This window comes from Pseudomonas sp. GW821-FHT03A09 (genome assembly GCF_059421065.1).
The window spans coordinates 54,128-76,909 of sequence record NZ_JBWKUX010000012.1; the positions used below are offsets into that span (position 1 = coordinate 54,128).

General features: G+C 59.8%; 6 protein-coding genes, 1 tRNA gene and 1 pseudogene. All 8 read left to right on the plus strand.

The genetic code is table 11. The features are described 5' to 3' along the window. A pseudogene (locus AC07V4_RS20765) lies at nucleotides 1-195 on the plus strand (transcriptional regulator); the annotation flags it as partial. A 151-nt stretch (nucleotides 196-346) separates the two neighbouring features. Next, entirely contained in the window at nucleotides 347-988 is a 642-nt protein-coding gene (gacA, locus tag AC07V4_RS20770) for a response regulator transcription factor GacA (protein WP_003190387.1), read from the plus strand. 1 nt (nucleotide 989) lies between these two features. Beyond that, entirely contained in the window at nucleotides 990-2,813 is a 1,824-nt protein-coding gene (uvrC, locus tag AC07V4_RS20775; RefSeq protein ID WP_492638071.1) for an excinuclease ABC subunit UvrC, read from the plus strand. Between the two features lie 32 nt (nucleotides 2,814-2,845). Further along, nucleotides 2,846-3,406, plus strand: coding sequence for a CDP-diacylglycerol--glycerol-3-phosphate 3-phosphatidyltransferase (pgsA, locus tag AC07V4_RS20780; protein WP_431752075.1), 561 nt, complete (start codon nucleotides 2,846-2,848; stop codon nucleotides 3,404-3,406). Between the two features lie 60 nt (nucleotides 3,407-3,466). Then, nucleotides 3,467-3,542, plus strand: a tRNA-Gly gene (locus AC07V4_RS20785). Nucleotides 3,543-3,835: 293 nt separating this feature from the next. After that, nucleotides 3,836-5,557, plus strand: coding sequence for a ShlB/FhaC/HecB family hemolysin secretion/activation protein (locus tag AC07V4_RS20790; RefSeq protein WP_492638070.1), 1,722 nt, complete (start codon nucleotides 3,836-3,838; stop codon nucleotides 5,555-5,557). 33 nt (nucleotides 5,558-5,590) lie between these two features. Then, nucleotides 5,591-22,126 (plus strand): two-partner secretion domain-containing protein, encoded by a 16,536-nt coding sequence (locus tag AC07V4_RS20795; RefSeq protein WP_492638069.1) that lies wholly within the window; start codon nucleotides 5,591-5,593, stop codon nucleotides 22,124-22,126. Then, on the plus strand, nucleotides 22,126-22,650 hold the full coding sequence (locus AC07V4_RS20800; protein ID WP_492638068.1) for a hypothetical protein: 525 nt from the start codon (nucleotides 22,126-22,128) through the stop codon (nucleotides 22,648-22,650). The genes AC07V4_RS20795 and AC07V4_RS20800 overlap by 1 nt, the downstream gene beginning before the upstream one ends. Nucleotides 22,651-22,782: the final 132 nt, after the last annotated feature.

The window sequence follows — 22,782 nt, forward strand, 5'->3', positions numbered from 1 at the left end:
GTTCTGTTCGTGTTAACCGGAACTGCCACACCGATTCAACTGGATCACTTGAGCCGGATTGAAGAGAAAGTTCAGGGCGATTACCGCGCAAGGTTCAAGGAAGATCAGGATGCGATTCTCCGCCTGACCTCTACCTTGGCCGAGCACTCTTCTATGGTGAATGGCAAAACCAAGCCGCAACCCCAGGATTCCTGACCTTTCGCCCAGCAAATTAAGCCAGCCACCACGCGGCGGTTGGCGTCTGGGTATTCAAACTCTATATATATGACGCTTGCAGCTAGGTCTGTGCCTTGGTTTTTTGCTAAGGTGTTCAGCAACCTATAAGACCATATCGCGAGGTGTCTGCTTGATTAGGGTGCTAGTAGTCGATGACCATGATCTCGTTCGTACAGGCATTACACGAATGCTGGCTGACATCGATGGCCTGCAAGTAGTCGGCCAGGCTGAGTCAGGGGAGGAATCCCTGATCAAGGCCCGGGAGTTGAAACCCGATGTGGTTTTGATGGACGTCAAGATGCCAGGGATCGGCGGTCTTGGTGCCACTACCAAATTGTTGCGCAGCCATCCGGACATCAAAGTCGTGGTGGTCACTGTGTGCGAGGAAGATCCCTTTCCAACGCGTCTGCTTCAAGCGGGCGCAGCGGGATACCTGACCAAGGGCGCAGGCCTGGCGGAGATGGTGCAAGCCATTCGCCTGGTGTTTGCCGGCCAACGGTACATCAGCCCGCAGATTGCCCAGCAGTTGGCGATCAAGTCATTTCAGCCCACCAGTGACTCGCCGTTTGACGCCCTGTCGGAACGGGAAATCCAGATCGCCTTGATGATCGTCGGTTGCCAGAAGGTGCAAACGATCTCCGATAAGCTGTGCCTATCGCCGAAAACGGTCAACACCTACCGCTATCGTATCTTCGAGAAGTTGGCCATCAGCAGTGATGTTGAATTGACCTTGCTCGCGGTGCGCCACGGCATGGTGGACGCCAGCGCCTGACATGACCACACCGTTTGATCCGAGTGCCTTTCTCTCGACCTGCAGTGGCCGCCCCGGCGTATACCGCATGTTCGACAGCGAGGCACGACTGCTGTATGTCGGCAAAGCCAAGAACCTGAAGAACCGCCTGGCGAGCTACTTTCGCAAGACCGGTCTTGCGCCGAAAACCGCTGCCTTGGTGGCGCGTATCGCCCAGGTCGAAACCACCATTACCGCCAATGAAACTGAAGCGCTGCTGCTTGAGCAGACGCTGATCAAGGAATGGCGGCCGCCCTATAACATCCTGCTGCGTGACGATAAATCCTACCCCTACGTGTTTTTATCTGACGGCAACTTCCCACGCCTGAGCATTCACCGTGGTGCGAAGAAGCAGAAGGGCAAGTATTTCGGCCCGTACCCCAGCGCCGGCGCTATCCGTGAAAGCCTGAGTTTGCTGCAAAAGACTTTTTTTGTGCGTCAGTGCGAAGACAGTTTTTACAAGAACCGTACGCGGCCGTGCCTGCAATACCAGATCAAGCGCTGCAAGGCGCCCTGCGTGGGCTTGGTCGAGCCGGCAGAGTACGCTGAGGATGTGCGACATTCCGTCATGTTCCTTGAAGGGCGCAGTAATGCGCTCACCGATGAGCTCTCGGTGTCCATGGAGCAAGCCGCCAGCACCCTGGATTTCGAACGCGCCGCTGAGCTGCGTGATCAGATCTCCCTGCTGCGTCGTGTCCAGGACCAGCAAAGCATGGAGGGCGGTACCGGCGATGTTGATGTGATCGCCGCTTTCGTCAACCCGGGCGGTGCCTGTGTGCACCTGATCAGCGTGCGGGGCGGACGGGTGCTGGGCAGCAAGAATTTCTTTCCGCAGACCGGTATCGACGAAGACGTCGCCGAAGTCATGGCCGCGTTCCTGGGCCAGTACTACGTCAGCAGTCCAGAGCGCGACTTGCCGTCGGAGCTGATCGTCAACGTGGTACATGAAGACTTCCCCACGCTGATCGAAGCGATCCATGAACTGCGCGGTCGCGAGCTGGACATCAGTCACCGCGTACGCGGTACCCGTGCACGCTGGCAGCAATTGGCCGTGACCAATGCCGAACAGGCCTTGGGCGCGCGCCTGGCCAATCGACAGCACGTTGCCGCTCGTTTCGACGCCCTCGCCGAGGTTCTTGACCTGGACGAGCCACCGCAGCGACTGGAGTGCTATGACATCAGCCACTCCAGCGGCGAGGCCACGGTGGCCTCCTGTGTGGTGTTCGGACCGGAAGGGCCGATCAAATCCGATTACCGGCGCTACAACATCGAAGGCGTCACCGCAGGCGACGACTACGCCGCGATGCATCAAGCCCTCACGCGACGCTTCAGCAAGTTGAAGGACGGGGAGGGCAAACTGCCCGATATCCTGCTGGTGGACGGCGGCAAGGGGCAGTTGTCCATGGCCCGTGACGTGCTCAACGAGCTGGCGGTGCCCGACCTGATCCTGCTCGGCGTGGCCAAGGGCGCCACGCGAAAGGTCGGTTTCGAAACGTTGTACTTGAATGATGCCGCCCATGAGTTCACTTTGAAGGGCGACTCACCCGCACTGCACCTGATTCAGCAGATCCGTGACGAAGCCCACCGTTTTGCCATTACCGGTCACCGCGCCCGTCGCGGCAAAACCCGGCGAACCTCAACCCTGGAAGGGGTGGCGGGGGTCGGTCCGACGCGGCGTCGCGACCTACTTAAACATTTTGGTGGCTTGCAGGAGCTATCCCGTGCCAGCATTGACGAAATAGCCAAAGCACCCGGTATCAGTAAAAAGCTCGCTGAATTGATTTATGCCAATCTGCATAGCGAATAGAATGCCTTCTCACCTCGTAGCCAGTTGTGCCGATGAATATCCCTAATCTGATCACCGTTCTACGCGTCCTGCTTATCCCGATTTTCATTTTGCTGTTCTATTTGCCTTACGAATGGAGCTATGTGGCCTCCAGTTCGGTGTTTGCCTTCGCCGCCGCCACTGACTGGCTCGATGGCTATCTGGCCCGCCGCCTGGAACAGAGCACGCCGTTCGGCGCGTTCCTCGACCCTGTGGCAGACAAGCTGATGGTCGCTGTCGCCCTGGTCCTGCTGGTACAGGAACATGGCAACCTGTGGCTGACCTTGCCGGCTGCGGTGATCATCGGTCGCGAAATCGTGGTCTCGGCCTTGCGCGAATGGATGGCCGAAATCGGCGCCCGTGCCCATGTCGCCGTGTCGAACATGGGTAAATGGAAAACCGCTGCGCAAATGCTCGCCCTGGTGATCCTGCTGGCCAACCCGTCGGACTTTTCGTTCTGGGTGCTTATCGGTTACGCCTTGCTGCTGATTGCGGCCGGCCTGACGTTGTGGTCCATGCTCCAGTATTTGCGTGCAGCCTGGCCTCATCTGCGCACCACCGTTGAAAAGAAATAAAACTTTTTTGAATCAAGAGGTTGACGGACTCTGAGATTTCTATAGAATGCGCATCACCAAGCGGGAATAGCTCAGTTGGTAGAGCACGACCTTGCCAAGGTCGGGGTCGCGAGTTCGAGTCTCGTTTCCCGCTCCAAGATTCAGAAAAAAGCCACTCAATGAGTGGCTTTTTTTTGTGCCTGAAATTTATGTTCCGCACTGGAGGCACAGGCTTCAGCACCTTCTATCATTCCGCTAGAAACTATGCACTCGGCTGCTGTAATAGCCTGTCACTTATGATGATCGCCATTGCAGCGGCGGTGGCTGCGCATGCTATTCCTACATGTATCAATGGTGACACAAAGTTGTACATTTAATTGACGCCATCATTTCGCCATCTTATCATCGCCGCCGATTAGTGGCTCGGTGCCATGATAGAGGGATCTTGAAATGTGGCGTTTGGAACGTCGGACCAGGCTAGCCCTGCTGTCCGCTTTTTTTTGCCTGAGCACAGGCGGATTGGCGCAAGCCGCTCCCCCGCAAAATGCCCCCGGCATCACCGATCTGATCCGCGACCGCCAGGACCGCCTGCTTGAAGAGCAGCAACGCCGCCTCGAAGAGCTCAAAGACCTGCCCGGGAAATCTGCAGCGCCCACAGCGCCGACCACGCCTGTTGACACGCGCTGCTTCCCGATCAAAACCATCGAACTTTCCGGCGCCGATGCCCTGTCCGAAGACGAGCGCGCCGAGCTGATCAAGCCCTACCTCGGCCAATGCCTGGGTGTGCCGCAGCTCAATGAAGTGCTCAAGGTCATCACCGACCGCTATCTCGCCAAGGGTCTGGTCACCAGTCGCGCCTACCTGCCGCAGCAGGATCTCTCCAGCGGCAATCTCAAGATCCAGGTAGTGGAAGGCAAGCTCGAAAGTTTAAAAGGCGCCGAGGGCAGTGGCATCACCGACCGTCAACTGGCAATGAGTTTTCCAGGCACACCGGGCGAGTTGCTCAACCTGCGGGAAATCGAGCAGATGGTGGACCAGTTAAACCGCCTGCCGTCGAACCAGGCGCAGATGGAACTGGCGCCGGGCAAAGCCGTGGGTGGCAGCGATGTGCTGGTCAAAAACACCCCGCAAAAACCTTGGCGTGTGGGGTTGTCACGGCATAACGGCGGCCAACGCAGTACAGGTGAGCAGCAGTGGGGCGCGAGCCTTGATTGGGATAACCCGCTGGGCCTGGCCGACCAATTGTCGTTGCGTGGTGGCCACGATGCAGTGAGCGATCACCAGAAAACCTCGCGCAACTCGGCGCTCAATTACAGCCTGCCGTTTGGCTGGTGGAACCTTACTTACAGCTACAGCGAAAGTGAATATCGGTCCCAGGCCGAGGCGAACAATTTCAAATTCAAGCAGACCGGGGATAGCCAGAATCATCAACTGCGCCTGGAGCGCGTGATTCACCGCGACGCCCTGAGCAAAACCTCCCTGAACACTGGTGTGGCTTACCTGCGCACCAACAATTTCATCGAAGACAGCAAGCTGGCCCTGAGCAGCAACCGCCTCAGCGAAGCCCAGTTCGGCATCAACCACGGTCGGCGCATCGGCAGTTCATTTCTCAACATTGACCTGGGCATGCAGGACGGCATCGGCGCCTTCGACGCCCAGTCCAATCGCCGCGCAGGCCCCGGCCAGCCGGATGCGCGCTACCGCAAATACACCGCCACGGTGAGCTACCTGTACCCGTTCAAACTGTGGGGCGAGTCGTTCAGCTTCAACAGTTTGATGACCGGCCAGCACAGTGAAGACGTGCTGTTCAGTCCGCAGCGCATGAGCCTCGGCGGGCAATCGTCGATCCGTGGCTACAAGGATCAAATGCTCGCCGGCGACAGCGGCGGCTACTGGCGCAACGACCTGCGCTGGAGCCGCCCGGTGACCTGGGCCTGGCTGCAACCGGTGCTGTCCGAATACGGCACCAGCCTCGGCTACGACCAGGGCGTGATCAGTCGCGACCGCTACAACGGCGAGCAGCACGGGCGCATGAGCAGCAACGCGGTGGAGCTGTTTGCCCGTGGCAAAAACGTCGCCGCCAGCGTGACCTTTGCCCACTCTTTGGAACGACCGGCCGCCATCACGGAACGTGAAGCGCCGATCTATTTCCGCCTGGATTTTTTCCTTTAAATTTTTTACCGCCTTCGGGCATCGAGACATGACATGGACGTTCGCCAGTACGCCTTTCTCGCGCGCCAGCCTTCTGCTGCCGTAAAAAGCCGTTCCCATTTCCTGGGGCTGCCTAAACGTGGGTTGGCGTTGATCCTGGCCAATGCCATGTTCTGGCAACCGCTGTTGGCCCAGGCCGAAGGCATTGTGGTGAATGCGCCGGGCACCACGCTCGGCCAGGCGGGCAATGGCGTGCCGATCGTCAACATTGCCGCGCCGAATGCCAATGGGCTGTCGCACAACCAGTTTCATGATTACAACGTTGGCGCCAATGGGGTCATCCTCAACAACGCCACCAGCCGCACACAGTCCACGCAGCTTGGCGGCATCATCGTCGGTAACCCGAATTTCAACGGTACCGCCGCCAATATCATTCTCAACGAAGTCAACGGTGGCACCCCCAGCCAATTGCGTGGCTACACCGAGGTGGTGGGGCAGTCGGCTCACGTCATCGTCGCCAACCCGTATGGCATCAGCTGCAATGGCTGCGGTTTTATCAACACGCCTCAAGCCACGCTGACCACCGGTAAAGCGGTGGTCGAGAACGGTCAGATCAGTCGTTATCAAGTTGATAAGGGTAGCGTCGCCATCGAAGGTGCGGGCTTGAATGCCAGCAACGTCGACCAGTTCGAAATCATCACCCGCGCCACCACGATTAATGCGCAGATTCAGGCGAAAAAACTCACCATCGTCGCTGGGCGTAACGACGTGGATGCACGCACCCTGAATGCCACGGCACGGGCGGCAGATGGCAGTGCGGTGCCAGACTTGGCGATTGACTCGTCGGCGTTGGGCGGCATGTATGTGGGCGCGGTGAAGCTGGTCGGCACCGAAGCGGGCGTCGGCGTGAAGCTGTCTGGCGACATGGTAGCCGGTGGTGATATCCAGATCGATGCTGCGGGCAATGTGGTCATGGGCCAGACCTCGGCCGGTACGGCGGTGGCGGTCAAGGCTGCCAGCCTGGAAGCCAAGGGCGCGGTCTACGCCGGTACTGACCTGTCGCTGAAAACCCAAGGCACGCTGACCAATCAGCAAACCCTGGCCGCCAAGGACAGCATCACGCTGGACGCCGCTGGGCGGTTGATCAATAACGGGATTATCGAGGCGGGCGTCAACGCCGATAACAGCCGTAATGCCCAGGGTGATGTGCGCTTAAAGGCACAAGCGATCGACAACACCGGCAAGACCGTCATTGCCAGTCGCGACCTCACCGTCAATGCCGGCGAGCTGGCCAACCAAGGCGGCACCTTGAGCGCGCAACGGGATGCCCAACTCACGGCAACACGCGTAGATAACCAAAATCAAGGCCGCATCCTCAGCGCGGGTAGCCTCGGGGTTACCGCCGACCAATTGCTGAACAGCCAAGGTGGCCTGGTCACCAGCACTGGCAACCTGACGGCGGGTATCGGGCAATTGATCAACCGCCAGGGCGAGTTGTCGAGCCAGACGCAGGTGACGCTGCAACTGGCGGCGCTGGATAACGTGGCGGGGCTGGTATCGGCCGGTCAGGCGTTGAGTCTCAACGCGTCAGGCCTGATCAACAACCAGGGCGGTCGGATCGCAGCGGCCCAGGCCGTTCAGGTCAGTGCGGGCGCCCTCGACAACAGCCAGAAGGGTTCGCTCACCAGCCAAGGCAGCCTGGGCCTGACCGCTGGTGCGGTGGACAACAGTGCCGCGGGCCAGATCACCAGCGCCCAACGCCTGACTGCCAATCTGCGCAGCCTCGATCAACACGACGGCGGCCGTTTTTACAGCAACACCGACTTGAGCCTGAACCTCAACCAGGGGCATCTGGATAACCGCAGCGGACTGATCAACGCGACAGGGCAATTGACCCTCGACAACCTCAACAGCGTGGATAATCGCCAGGGCGAAATTTCCAGTGCGCGGGCGTTTACCGTTGCGGCACGCACTGTCGATAACACGGCCGGCAAGTTGCTCAGTGATCAGGGGCTGACCCTACGGATTGTCGAGACCCTGAATAACAATGTGGGGCTGATTGCGGCCACCGGCTTGCAGATCGATGTTGCCAGCCTGAACAACGCCGGTGGTCGTCTCTCCAGCCGTGCGAACTTGAACCTTAACCTCAATCGCGGGCATCTGGACAACCAGGGCGGCGTGATCAGTGCCCCCGGCCAATTTCTGCTGAGCAACCTCAATACCGTCGATAACCGCAACGGGGAAGTCTCCAGCGCTACCGGTTTCACGCTGCAAGCTGACAGCCTGGATAACCGCAGCGGCAAGGTCGTGAGTGAGCAAGCGCTGACCCTGGCCGTCGACGCCACGCTGGCCAACCACAGCGGTGAAATCCTGGGCCGTGATGTGCGGCTCACGGCGGGTTCGCTGGACAACGCCCAAGGTCGGGTGCAGGGCGACAGTCTGCTGAAGATCAACAGTGGCACCCTGAGCAACCGCAATGGCACCCTGGCAAGCGGGCAGGCTCTGGAACTGAGCAGCGCCGACCTGAACAATCAGGGCGGTCAGCTAAGCGCCGGAGGCACCCTGCAACTGCGCGCCGGGCAAGTGGGTAACAGCGCGGGCGGGCGCATCAATGGCAAGACCCTCAGCGCCAACGTAACCGGCCTGGACCAGCACAACGACGGTCGGCTCTACAGTCAGGGCGACTTGAGCCTGGACCTCAATCGTGGCCATCTGAATAACCAGGGCGGGTTGATCAACGCACCGGGGTCGCTGCTGTTGAGTAACCTCAATAGCGTCGCCAACCAAGGCGGGGAAATCTCCAGCGCCCTGGGCTACAGCCTGCAAGCGGACAGCCTGGATAACACCCATGGCAAGGTCTTGAGCGAGCAAGCGCTGACACTGCGTATCGCCCATGCACTGGAAAACGCCAAGGGTCTGGTTTCGGCCACAAGCCTGGAGGCCCGTGCCGGTCGCTTCAGCAATCAGAGCGGCACGCTGAGTGCGCGCGATGGTTTGAACTTGAGCGTGGACGGCCTGCTGGACAACCGCAGCGGCAAGCTGGTGGCCAACGAACTTTCATTGACCGCTGGTGCACTGGACAACAGCAGCGGTCAGGCTCAAGGCGACCGCTCCCTGACCATTCGCAGCGGCGCCCTGATCAACCAGAACGGCACCCTGGCAGCGGGTAATACGTTTGCGCTCACTGCCGCGAATGTGGACAACACCGACGGCAAGCTCACCAGCAACGGTGCCTTGACCGCCGCAATCGCCGGGAACCTGCTCAATCAGGCCGGTGTGCTGGCTGCTACCGGCAATCTCAGCCTGAGCCTGGGCAGCCTCGACAACCAGCGCCAGGGACGAATCAGTAGCAAAGCCGACCTGACCCTGGCCGGCGGCGCCCTTGATAACCGCAACGGCAACCTCGGGGCGGTAGGCGTGTTGAAACTCAACGCGGCCACCCTGGATAACCGTCAGGGCAGCGTATACACGAACAATCATCTCGACCTGTTGCTGGGCGGTGGCCTGAACAACCAGCAAGGGACCTTGCGCGGTGACGTCAAACTGGACCTCAAGGCCGGCCAGGTAGACAACAGCGACGGTGGGCGTATCAGCAGTGGCCAGTCGCTGAACGCCAGCGTGACCGGGTTGGACCAGCACAATGACGGCCGGCTGTTCGGCCAGGGCGATGTCAGCCTCGACCTCAATCGCGGCCACCTGGACAACCAGGGCGGTGCGATCACCGCGCCGGGCCAATTGCTGCTGAGCAACCTCAACAGCGTCGCCAACCAAGGTGGCGAAATCTCCAGCAGCAAGGCGTTCATCCTGGCCGCCGAGACGCTGGATAACAGCAACGCCAAGGTCCTCAGTGAACAAGCACTGACTCTGCGCATCGTCCGCGCTCTGGATAACACCAAGGGCCTGGTGTCCGCCAAGGCGCTGGAACTGCGTGCCGGCAGCCTGAATAACCTGGGAGGCACACTCAGTGCCTCCGAAGGCGTAGTGTTGCAGGTCGATGATGCGCTGGATAACCGCAACGGTAAGCTGCTTGCGCGCACCGCCTCGGTCACTGTGGGTACCCTGGACAATCGCCAGGGCCTGCTCCAAGGTGATGCCACGCTGAACCTCAACAGCCTGGGCGCCGTGGATAACCGTCAGGGCACGTTGTTTGGTGCCCAAGCGTTCGACATCACCGCTGCGAGCCTGGATAACAGCGGCGGCAAGCTGACCAGTGATGGTCGGTTGACGGCACGTATTGCCGGGCAGTTGCTCAACCAGACCGGCCTGTTCACGGCTGTCGGCAACCTGCAACTGAGCGCCGCCAGCCTCGACAATAGCGCCAAGGGCAACCTCTACAGCCAGGCGGGCGTGAGCCTGGACCTGAACCACGGTCATCTGAACAACCAGGGCGGCTTGATCCATGCCCCGGGCGCGTTACTGCTGAACAACCTTGCCAGCGTGGATAACCAGGGCGGGGAAATCTCCAGCACCCAGGCGCTGACATTCACCGCCGACAGCCTGGATAACCGCGGCGGCAAGTTGCTCAGTGAGCAAGGGCTGGTGGTACGTATCGCCAAGGCCCTGGACAATACCAAGGGGCTGGTTTCTGCCACTGGGCTGGACCTGCGGGCCAATAGCCTGGTGAACGCCGACGGCGCGCTCAAAGTCCGCGATGGCCTGACGGCTCACGTCGACGCGACACTGGACAACCATCAGGGCGAAATCCTTGGCGCCAGCACCACTCTGAGCGGCGCGTCGCTGGATAACAGCCATGGCCTGGTCCAGGGCGACAAGCTGCTCACCCTCAATCATTCACAGGCGGTGTCCAACCGCAATGGCCGCCTGGTCACGGGCCAAGCCCTGAACCTGAGCGCCGCCAGCCTCGACAATACCCAGGGCAAACTCACCAGCGACGGCACGCTGAACGCCCTGATCAGCGGCCAACTGCTCAACCAGGCCGGACTGTTTGCCGCCAGCGCGCAACTGCAATTGACCGCCGCCAGCCTGGATAACCAGGCCAAGGGGCGTATCACCGGCAAGAGCGATCTGAACCTGACCGTCGGCCAATTCGACAACCGTGGCGGTAGCGTCACGGCGGTAGATCAGTTGCAGGCCAACGGCACTACCCTGGATAACCGCGACGGTGGCCTGCTCAACTCGGGCAAGGCCATGACCCTGGCGGTCGACGTGCTGGATAACCGCAGTGGCGAAGTCTCCAGCGTCACCGGCCTGACGCTCACCGGCAGTCAATTCGATAACAGCAACGGCGGGCGCCTGCTGGCCAATGGCGACATGCAACTGACCTTGCAGCGCCTGAACAACCAGCTCAAAGGCATCATTTCCGGGCAGCAATCGATCAACCTCAACACCGCGCAATTGGACAACAGCGGCCAGGGCAGCGTGTTCGCCAAGCGCGAGCTAGCCATGACCTTGAGTGATCAGTTGAACAACCAGCACGGCGCGCTACGCAGCGATGGCGGCCTGAACGTACACGCGGCCAGTCTCAACAATGACGGCGGGCGTATCAGCAGCGCCGCGCCGTGGGTATTGAGCACCGCCGGGGCGATCAGCAACCAGCAAGGCGAGCTGCTCAGTGCCGTTGCCTTGACCTTGAACAGTGCCAGCCTCGACAACCGTGGCGGGAAAATCATCGGTGACGGTGCGGTGCAGGTCATCACTGGCGACCTCAACAACCAGCAAAGCGGACGCCTCACCAGTGCCGATCGCCTTAACCTTGTGGCGGGGCAGGTGGACAACCGTGGAGACGGTCGCATCGCCAGTACCAAGACCCTCACGGCCAGCCTCACCGGCCTCGACCAGCGAGGCGGCGGCCAGTTGTACAGCACCAACGCCCTGACCCTGGACATGAACAAGGGCCATTTGAACAACGCTGGCGGCTTGATCAACGCGCCGGGCCCACTGGTGCTCAAGAACCTGTCGGACGTCGTCAACCAAGGCGGTGAGATTTCCAGCAAGCAAGCCTTCACCCTGGCGGCGCAAAGCCTGGATAACACCGGCGGCAAACTGCTGAGTGACCAGGCGCTGAGCCTCAAAATCGATCAGGCGTTGACCAACCTCAAAGGCCAGATTTCAGCGGCCGGGCTCACGGCCCAAGCGGCGAGCCTGGATAACGGCGATGGGGTGTTCAGCAGTTCGAAAGACCTTACCCTGACCTTGGCCGGTGACCTGCTGAACGCCGACGGTGAAGTCTCCAGTGCCGGCGCCAGCGTGGTCAACGCCATGACCTTGAACAACCGCAATGGCCAGGTCATGGGCGACGTCAGTCTCGACCTGGCGATTCAGGGCGCACTGAATAACCAGGCTGGCACCGTGGGTGCCGGCCAGCGCTTGCAAGTGACGGCCGCGAGCCTGGACAACAGCCAGGCCGGCAGCCTGGTCAGCGATGGCAGCCTGACGGCGAAGGTCGCCGGTTTGCTGGACAACCAGGCCAAAGGCAGTGTGTTGGCCAAGGGGTTGATCGATATCCAGGCCGGGAGCCTGGATAACCGTGGAGGGCGCCTGTCCGGGCAAAACCTGCTGACCGTGCGCGGTGACAGCCTGGACAACCGTTCTGGCGTGATCCGCGCCAATCAGGACTTGAACCTGCACCTCGGCCAGTTGGGCAACCGCGAGGGCGTGCTTAACAGCAAACGGGCCCTGGGCATTACGGGCCAGTCGCTGAACAACCAAGGCGGCTTGGTCAGCGCCGTAGGGCCGGTGCGTTTGACACTGGATACCGTCAATAACGGTAAAGGTCGTATCGCCAGCCAAGCGGATATGGACGCGACTGTCGGTGTCTTGAAGCAACAAGGTGGCGAGCTGGTTGCCCAAGGCAACCTGAACCTCACCGGCACTGCCCTCGATAACCGCGATGGCGGTCTGGTCGCGGCCACAAAAGCGCTGAAACTCAAGGTCGGCAGCGTCGATAACCGCGCCGGTGAAATTTCCAGCCAGGTAGACGCCGAACTCAGTGGCCAGCAACTGGACAACAGCGGCGGCAAGCTGCTGGCCGGGACTGCCCTGCAGTTGGCCGTGGCCCAGGTGATCAACCAAGCCAAAGGGCTGGTGTTCGCCCAGGATGCGCGCCTTGTCGGCACTCGCCTGGACAACGCCCAAGGCACCTTTGCCGGTCAGCACTCGCTGGCGATTCAACTGTCGGCGGGGCTGGACAACAGCCAAGGCAAGCTCAGCAGTGAAGGCACCTTGCAGTTGCTCGGCCAACGTCTCGACAACACCGCTGGCAGCGTTTCCAGCGCCGGCAAACTGGACATCACCAGCGCCAGTGAGCTGCTTAACCAGGGCGGCATCATCGAGACCGGCCAAACGCTCACCCTGACCAGCATCAGCCTCGACAACAGCCAGCAGGGCCTGCTCAAAAGCCAGGGTGCCGCGACCCTGAACACGGGCTTGTTCAACAACATGCTGGGCGGCCGTGTGATCAGTGCCGACAGCCTCGACCTCAAGGCCACCCAGCTCAACAACGGTGGCCGCATCGCCAGTGCGGGCAGCCTGAACGCCAGCCTCACCGGCCTCACCCAGCAGGGCGGCGAGCTGTTCAGTAATACGCAACTGAACGTGGACTTGAACAACGGTGATGTGAACAACGCAGGTTTGATCAACGCGCCGATCCTGGTGCTGAAAAACCTTGGCAACGTCAACAACCAGGGCGGCGAGATTTCCAGCCAGAACGCCTTTACCCTGGCCGCCCGTAACCTCGATAACAGCAACGGCAAACTGATCAGCAACCAGGCATTGACCCTGCGCGTCGACCAGGCCCTGGCCAACCTCAAAGGTCGTATCAGCGGCGCCAGCCTCAACAGCCGCAGTGCAAGCCTGGACAACACCGACGGCTTGATCAGCAGCCGTGGCGGCCTGGAAGTCAGCGCCAGCGACTTGATCGATAACCAGCGCGGCACCTTGATCGGCGATGGCGCCTTGTTGCTGACCACCGCGAACCTGGACAACCGTGGCGGCGAGATCGCCGGCAAGGCCGAACTGACCGTCAACGCAAACCGCCTCGACAACCAGAAAGGCCAGTTGATCGGCACGGAGACCCTGCACGTCAGCGGCGCCAGCCTGGATAACCGTGGCGGTCTGGTAGGCGCCACAAAAGCGCTGAAACTCGACGTGGGGGCCATCGACAACCGCGCCGGTGAACTGACCAGCAACGCTGACGTCAGCATCACCGGCCAGCGCCTGGATAACAGCGACAGTGGTCAGGTATTCGCGGCGCATGGCCTGAACCTGACTGTCGAGCAACTGCTCAACCGCAACGGCGGCCAACTGAGTGGCCAGCGTCTCATGCTGGTGGGCACCGGCCTGGATAACACGGGCGGCAAGATCCTCAGCCAACAACCGTTGCAGCTGGAGTTGGCGGGTGACTTGGACAACAGCCAGGGTCTGCTGAGCAGCGAAGGCACCCTCGGCATCAAGGCACGTAACCTCGATAACACCCAGGGCAGCCTCTCCAGCGCCCAGGGCATGAACCTCGGCGTCGCTGGCCAGTTGAACAACCAGAAAGGTGAACTGGTCACCGACGGCGCCTTGGTGCTGAGCAGCGCCAGTTTGGGCAACCAGCAAGGCAGCATCAGCGGCAAGGGGGCAGTGGCAGTCAACACTGGCGAGCTGAATAACCAGGGCGGGCGCCTCAATAGCGGCGACACCCTGAACCTGAGCGCTGGCCAGGTGAACAACGGCGGCAGTATAGGTAGCGCCAAGGCCCTCACCGCCAGCGTCACTGGCCTTGATCAGCAGGGCGGCAAGCTCTTCAGCAACAGCGATCTGAGCCTCGACCTGAACAGCGGGCAGTTGAACAACCAGGGTGGTTTGATCAACGCCACTGGCCCAATGGTCCTCAAGAACCTCACTGACGTCAGCAACCAGAATGGCGAAATCTCCAGCGTCCAAGCCTTTACCCTGGCCGCGCAAAGCCTGGACAACAGCAACGGCAAACTCCTGAGCAACCAGGGCCTGACCCTGCGTCTCAACCAGGCCCTGGCCAACGTCAAAGGCCTGATCGGTGCCGTCAGCCTCAACGCGCACGTCGGCTCCGTGGACAACCGGGGCGGCACCCTGACCAGTCGCGGCGACCTGCAACTGACCAGCGACGGCTTGCTCAACAACCAGGACCAGGGCTTGATCAGCGCTGCCCAGGCGTTGACGGTGCACAGTGCCAACCTGAATAACCAGAACGGCAGCCTGCTCGGCACAGCAGGCGTCGCCCTCAGCGCCATGGCCCTGGACAACAGCGCCGCCGGCCTGATCAACAGCCAGGGCCGCCTCAGCCTGAATGCCGCGAGCCTCAACACCGGCAACCGCGGTGAAGTCTCCGCCAAGGGCGCGATGGACCTGAGCCTGAGCGCGCTGACGGTGGCAGGCGGTCGCGTGGTGGGCGAAGAAGGCGTCACCCTGGACTTGAACAACAGCGACCTGGACAACCGCAACGGTCTGATCCTGGCCAAAGGCCCGCTGACCCTCAACCGTCTGCGCACCTTCAACAACCAGAACGGCGAGCTTTCCAGCCAGCAAAACCTGTCCCTGAACAGCGGGACCCTGGACAACAGCGGCGGCAAGTTGATCAGCAGCCAAGTGCTGACGCTCAACGCTACCAACCTGATCAACCAGAACGGTCTGGTCTCCGGCTGGCAGGGCCTGAGCGTAGGCGGTGGCCGCCTCGATAACCGTAACAACGGCACCGTGTCCAGCCGCAGTGGTGCGGTCGACGTACGCCTTTCCGGCGAGCTGCTCAATGGCGGTGCCGGTGCGCTGGTCAGCCAAGGCCGGTTGAACGTCAGTGCTGCCAGCCTCAACAACAGCGGCGGCATTCTTTCCAGTGGTGCGGGACAAAGTCTCATCGTCACTGGCGTGCTGAACAACGCCAGCGGTGGCCTGATCGACAGTGGCGCGGACCTCGACGTACAAGCCGCAACCCTGGACAACCAGGCAGGCACCGTCAATGCGCAACAAGCCTTGGCCGTCACCGGCACCGACCTGCACAACCAAGGCGGCACGCTCGCCAGCAATGGTCGCTTGACCCTCAACCTGCTGGGCACCCTCGACAACACCCGCGGCAAATTGGCCAGCGCCGGCCCGCTACTGTTACAGCGCGCGATGCAGGTCAACAACCAGGGCGGCCAGATGGCCAGCCAAAGCCTGCTGACCCTGCTAGCCGGTGGTATCGACAACCGTCAGGGCGGCACCATCGCCGCCAAGGATCGCGTGGCAATCACCAGCACCGGGGTCCTGCAAAACGACGTCGACGGCTTGATCTACAGCCAAGCTGGCGACCTGCAAGTGAAGGCTGTCGGCCTGAGTAACCGGGCGGGTGTGGTACAGGGCCAAAGTGGCCTGAACCTGGACATCAGCGGCGACCTCGATAACGAAGGCGGCAAGCTTCTGGCACAAACCGGTGACGTGACCGCCAAGGCCACCACCTTGAATAACCAAGACGGCACACTGGCCAGTCTCAAAGGCCTGCTGGACGCCAACGTTGGCGACAGGCTGCTCAATGGTTATGGCCAGAGCAACAAAGGTGGCGTGATTCAAGGCCAGCGTTTGAACCTGGTGGCCGGCAGCGTCGATAACCAGCACGGCCGTATCGCTGCACAAACCGGCGATGCGGTGGTCAACGCCAATTATTTCGCAAACGCCTATGGCGGCTTGTATGCCAAGGACCTGTTGCGGGTCGGCGGCGTGTGGCTGGATAACAGTTCCGGGCAAGTGGCGGCGAACCGCATTGACCTGGGCCTCAGCGGCCAACTCAGCAACCGTTCGGGGATTATCGAAAGCGACACCGTCCTGAACGTGCGTGCCAACAGCCTGGATAACCAGGGCGGTCAATTGCGTGCCATGGGCAACAGTGGCAAGACCGACTTCCAAGTGGGCGGCGTGTTTGATAACCGCAATGGCCGCCTGGAGGCGCGCAACAGCGACCTGACGGTGAATGCCGGTGGTTTCCAGAACCAGGGCGGCAGCCTGTTGCACAGCGGCACCGGGACCTTTGATATCGCCACCGCGAACCTCACCAATGCCGGTGGCAACGTGGTGACTCAAGGTGGCCTGACGTTGGCGGCGGACAGCTGGACCAACAGCAGCGTGATCCAGGCCGGGCGTCTGACGGTGAACGTCAATAACCTCAACCAGACCGAAACGGGCCAACTCCTGGCCTCGACGCATCTGGAAGGCAACGGTGGCAACTGGGCGAACAACGGCTCGATCAACAGTGACGGCAGCATGGCGCTGCATTTGGCCGGTGGTTACAGCGGTCGCGGCCGGCTCAGCAGCGTAGGGGACATGAGCCTCACCAGCGCCAGCCTGGACTTGAACGAGGGTGCTCGTATTGCCGGGCGCGCAACCACTCGGATCAGCAGCGCCGTGGTGAACAACCGCGGGCGGGTGAGCGCCATCGGTGACCTGACGATCGACGCCACCACCTTGAACAACTACGGCTCTCTAGGCGGCTCGGAAAAGGTTCGCCTGAACGCCACCCACCTGCTGAATGACAAAGGGCTGCTCTTCAGCGGCAGCGACATGACCTTGCGGGTCAATGATTTCAGCAACCGCTTTGGCGACGTCTACAGCCTCGGTGGCCTGGACATCGCACGGGATGACGCGGGGAACCGTAGCGCCTTGATCGAGAACGTCTCCGGTACCATGGAAAGCGCCGGCAACATGCGCTTGCTCACGGACAACCTGAGCAACCGTCGGGACCAATTCAGCACCGAGAAAAAAGTGGTCTCGGGCAACATCAGTATCTTCTCCAACGACAACTGCAAAGGCAAAGGCTGCGAGCTGTACTTCAACGCGGTCGAGAAGTCCGAGGACGTCATCACCGGCAGCTCCGCCACCGCGTTCATCAATGCCGGTGGAGACCTGACGGTTGGCAGCCAGACGTTCAATAACCTGTACAGCTCGGTCTCCGCTGCGGGCAACATCCTGGTCAACACCGATGTGCTGAATAACACCGGTGCAGCCGGGGGTGAAGAGCGCCACATGACATCGGGCTTCTACACCCGTAATCGTGGCTTCTATAGCACCTTCATCAACCGTATGGGCCAGTTCAACGACACCAATAACCCAGCCTCGGCCAACTATCGCCCGGGTGAAATGACCCTCGACAAGGTCATGGCCGGGATCGGTAACTTCTTCAATACCAGCAGTTATGTCGTACCGACCTCGGGCAGTGTCATTGCCCAGGCAGTCATCCAGGCCGCCGGTTCGGTCACGGTCAATGCGACCCGTAAAATCGACAACAGCGTCATTCGCGCGTATGCCACGGACATTAAGATCCCGGCGCAAAACCACAACACCAACTCCGATGTATTCGCCTCGACCGTCAAGCCGGTGATCACCTCGCAACTGCCACCCGACCTGGCCCAGCGTCAGGTCAACCCGGTGACATTGCCAGGCTTCAGCTTGCCCACCGGGCAAAACGGTTTGTTCCGCTTGAGCGGGCAGGGCGCCAGTGACGGCCAGGCCGCCCAAGGCACTGCCGGCCCTCAGAGCTGGACCCTGGGTGGAACCAGTGTCGGTCTGGCGCAACGCCAACAAAACCTGCCTGGCACCCAAGGGCGCCAGATCCAGTTGGAAGACGTCACGCAACTGTCCGCCAGTGCCCGCCAGGTTTCGGTGGCTGCGCGTGAGGCCAGTGGGATTGGTGCCAGCGCCACGGCGATCAACATTGCCGGCGTCGGCAATGCAGACACTGGCACCTGGCAAGCGGGGCATACCCGCGTGGGTGACATCACCCGTGTCGATGGGATCGGCATCCAGAACCCGGCAGGTGGTACCCAGCCCACGGTCGAAGTATCGCGGCCGAACCTTGACCTGCCCGGACTGACTCCCGCCGAGCGTGACGCACACATCGTGGTCACCGCGCCTACTGGCGCAGGCACTGCTCAGCCGGATCTGAAGGTGCCGAGCCTGACCACCGCGGACCGTGACGTCAAAGTCAACGCCAACCAGCCGCAGACCACTCGTCCCGATTTGACCGTGCCAAACCTGGCCACGGCAGAGCGCGACGTCATCGCCACCGGCAGCCAGGCCGCGACACCTCGTCCTGACATCCAGCCCTTGGTGCTGACGCCAACACCCGGCGCTGTCAACCCGGCCCCTTCGGTTACCCAGCCGATTGCCGCTGTCGAACCGTCGACCCCGGTAGCGAGCCAGACCCTTCACCGCGTGCAAGGCGTGCCGACCAGCAGCGCCGTCTCGCAACCCCACAAATACCTGATCGAAACCAACCCGGTGCTCACCGAGCTCAAGCAGTTCATGAGTTCGGACTACCTGCTGGCGGGCCTTGGTTACAACCCCGACGAAAGCGCCAAGCGCCTGGGCGACGGCCTGTATGAACAGCGCCTGATCCAGCAGGCGGTGGTCGAGCGCACCGGCCAGCGCTTCATCGACGGCCAGAACACCAACGAAAAACTGTTCAAGTACCTGATGGACAATGCCCTGGCCAGCCGGCAACAGCTCAACCTAGCCGTGGGCGTCACCTTGACCTCGCAACAGGTCGCCGCGCTGACCCATGACATCGTCTGGCTGGAAGAGCATGAGGTGAATGGTGAGAAAGTCCTGGTGCCGGTGCTGTACCTGGCCCAGGCCGACAATCGCCTGGCACCGAATGGTGCGTTGATCGCCGGTAACGACCTGAACCTGATCGCCGGGGAAAACCTGCTCAACGCCGGCACCCTACGCGCCACCAACAACCTGTCGGCGAAGGCCGGCTACGACCTGACCAACAGCGGCCTGATCGAAGCCGGCAACCGCCTGGACCTGCTGGCCGGCAACAACATCATCAACAAATCCAGCGGCATCATCCACGGTCGCGACGTCACCCTGACGGCCATCAAGGGCGACGTGATCAACGAACGCACCGTGACCACTATCGATAACAGCACCGGCAAGTCGTTGACCCGTGACTTCGCCGACAGTGCCGCGCGCATCGAAGCGGCCAACGACATGAGCCTCAAGGCCGGACGCGACGTCAGCAACATCGGCGGTGTGCTCAAAAGCGGGCGAGACACCACCATCGCCGCTGGGCGTGACGTACACATCGACTCGGCGGAGCAGCGTACCAACATCGATGTGGGCAAGTTCCTGCGTTCGCAAACCACCACGCAAAACGGCTCCAGCGTCGAAGCCGGGCGTGACCTGAATGTGGCGGCCGGCCGCGACTTCACCGCCATCGCCAGCCTGATCGACGCCAAGCGCGACCTCTCCATCTCGGCTACCGAGAACCTGAGCGTGTCGTCGGCAGCCGATGAAGAGCACTCCACCAGCAAGACCCGCACCGTCAAACGCCAGGAAGACCACGTTAGCCAAGTGTCCTCAGTGCTCAACGCTGGCGGCGACGTCACCCTCAGCGCCGGCAAAGACCTGGCCATGATCGCCAGCCGCATCAGCGCCGGGGACGACGCTTACCTGGTGGCGGGTGATCGCCTTGGCTTGCTGGCGGCGGAAGACAGTGATTACTCGCTGTATGACATGAAGAAGAAGGGGAGCTGGGGCAGCAAGAAGACCCAGCGTGATGAAGTGACCAAGGTTGTCAATGTCGGGAGCGAGATCAAGACGGGGGGGGATCTCACACTTAAGAGTGGCAGTGATCAGCTGTATCAGGCTGCCAAACTCGACAGCGGTGAGGATATCGCGATTGTCAGTGGTGGGGCGGTGACGTTTGAGGGAGTGAAAGACCTCGATCAGGAAAGCCATGCTAAGAGCAAAAGCAGTCTTGCTTGGAACAGCATGAGTGGTAAGGGCAATACCGATGAAACCCTTCGACAGACCCAGATGATTGCCAAGGGTGACATCGCCATCAAGGCTGTTGATGGTCTGCATATTGATGTCAAACAGGTCAATCAGCAGACCGTTAGCCAGGCAATTGATGCGATGGTTAAGGCCGATCCGCAGATGGCATGGTTGAAGGAAGCCGAAAAGCGTGGCGATGTTGATTGGAAGCTGATCAAGGAAACGCACGACTCATATAAGTACAGCAGCTCCAGCCTTGGGCAGGGGGCGATGCTGGCGATCATTATCATTGTCACCGTATTGACCGCAGGTGCTGCAAGCGCCGGGGTTGGCTCGCTCGCAGGTGCAACGGCTGGATCTGGTTCCGCGATGGCGGCGGGAACTGCTGCTACCGCAGCAACAGCAGCGACGGCAACAACGGCGGCTACTGCCGCAACTGCTGCAACTGCTGCGGGTTGGGCCAACGTCGCCATTACTTCAGTTATCACTTCTGCGGCTAGTGGGGCAGCGATAAGCACAATCAACAACAAAGGAAACCTGGGTGCTGTTCTGAAGGATGTGACATCCACCGACAGCTTGAAAGGATATGTGGTCGCAGGTGTCAGTGGTGGCATGGGCGGTTTTGATCTCAATATGGGCTCACGACTCGCTGTGAGTGCAGCGCTTAAAACCGTATCGAGCGGTGGGAATTTCGTTGACAACCTTGGGCAAGCGGCAATTGGTTTGGCATCTGACGCTCTCACCGGCGCCATTTATGACAAGGTTGGTGATCGCCTGCTTGGCACCGGCTTGCCTACTAAGGTTGCTGTTCATGCCATTGTTGGTGGGCTGATTGGCGAAGCAGCAGGAGGTGATTTCGCGACATCAGCGCTGGCTGCGGGTGCGAACAAGGCGTTGATTGAGCAATATGGTGACGTGATTTTCCCTGGCATCGCCCACGATCAAGTTTTGGCAATGACTTCTCAGTTGTTGGGCATGACTGTTGCGGCGGTAGCAGGGGGAAATGAAAAGGATCAAAACGTTGCAGGCTGGGTTGCGCAACAAGCGACAGTATTCAACCACCTTGGACACCAAGAGGTAGAGGCTTTAATCAAGGAGGCAAGAACTTGTACTGAGAATAACAACTGCGATGAAGTGAGGGATAAGTTTGCATCCTTGAGCGATGCCAATGACAAGGCATTAAAAGCATTTTGTGAACGCAGCCCCAAGGATTGCTTTGCGGCATCACAAGAGTACGTAGCGAACTACAGCAAGACCCACGAACTCATCTCTCAAGCCCGCGTCGACACCACCATCCCGGATGATATGAAACGGGTGCTCACCGTGGTTCAGCTGACCAATATGACGGCCCAGCTTCAGATTGTGGAGGCTGGGATTGCGTCTGGGGTGGTGCAGGCAGCGGGTGATTTTGCGGCAGGGTTGGGTTTCAATATTGAGCCTGATAAGGTAAGCGACGTTGCTAAGTGGGCTGCGATTGTATTTGGAGCGGGCAAGGCTGGTGTAAAGGGAACTACTAACGCTCCCAATATGCCCAGATTCATTGCGGACTCTGCCGGTAACACTATTGATTTAGATTATACCAAGGGGCTTAGGGAAACGAATGTGACGGTCACGGGAGCGCGTGGTGGTGTTCAGTATCCGTTGCAAGGGCAAACACCCAATTCTTACGCCAATCTTGGAAATGGGCATGTTGTAGTCTATGGTCCTGAGGGGCGTGCACTATATGATGTGTCTAGTTCTCGGATTAAGGTGGTCGAGTGGAACCAGGCACCTAATGGAGCATACTTCCCCAAGAAGGGAAATGACACAAAAGCCTTTGAGGGAAATGTTCCTCAGTCGGTTCTTGACAGTTTAGGGTTGAAATGATGAAAAGTTATCAAGGTAGTATTTCTAAGGAGTCGTTGAATCTGTTTGTTTCGGATATTGGCTCTGGAGAGTTTTTTTCATATGTAGGGCACTTGGTTTCATTGGAGCAAGCAATTTCTGTTCTAGGTTTGCTTTCTCCCGATTTTATTGAGTTTGATGGCCATGTTTTCTGGCTGCCTAATGCTCAACAATACGAGCCGCAAAAAGATTATTTGAAGGGGCTGGTAGAGACTGAAGCTGGTTTGTTGGAGAAAAGTGCATTACGAAGAGACGTTGAGCGGTACAGAAATATTTTTTCAATAAATCAGTTTTTTTCAAAATGGGAAGATGCACCAAACCGACCCGTATTTAAGGTTGGTCTGTCGGAAGAGGATTATCGACTTTGTCATTTATTTGCCGAACAGATCATTAGATATTGGAAGCTCGCGTTATCAGACTGCTTTCCAAGGAAGGTATTTCAGTTTGAGGTTTCTGATGATCTTCTCGATGAATATGGGGTTTGCCTTACATTCTGGCAGCTTTAGTTGTAATCTTCGAGTTCGGAAAAAGTGGGCAGATTTATTAGGTTTGAGATAAGCGGTAAAAAGTGTTGGGGGTAGTGTTGATGCTGGAAGTGAGATGGATTTATTTTTTATAATCTTGTCAAAATGGATGTA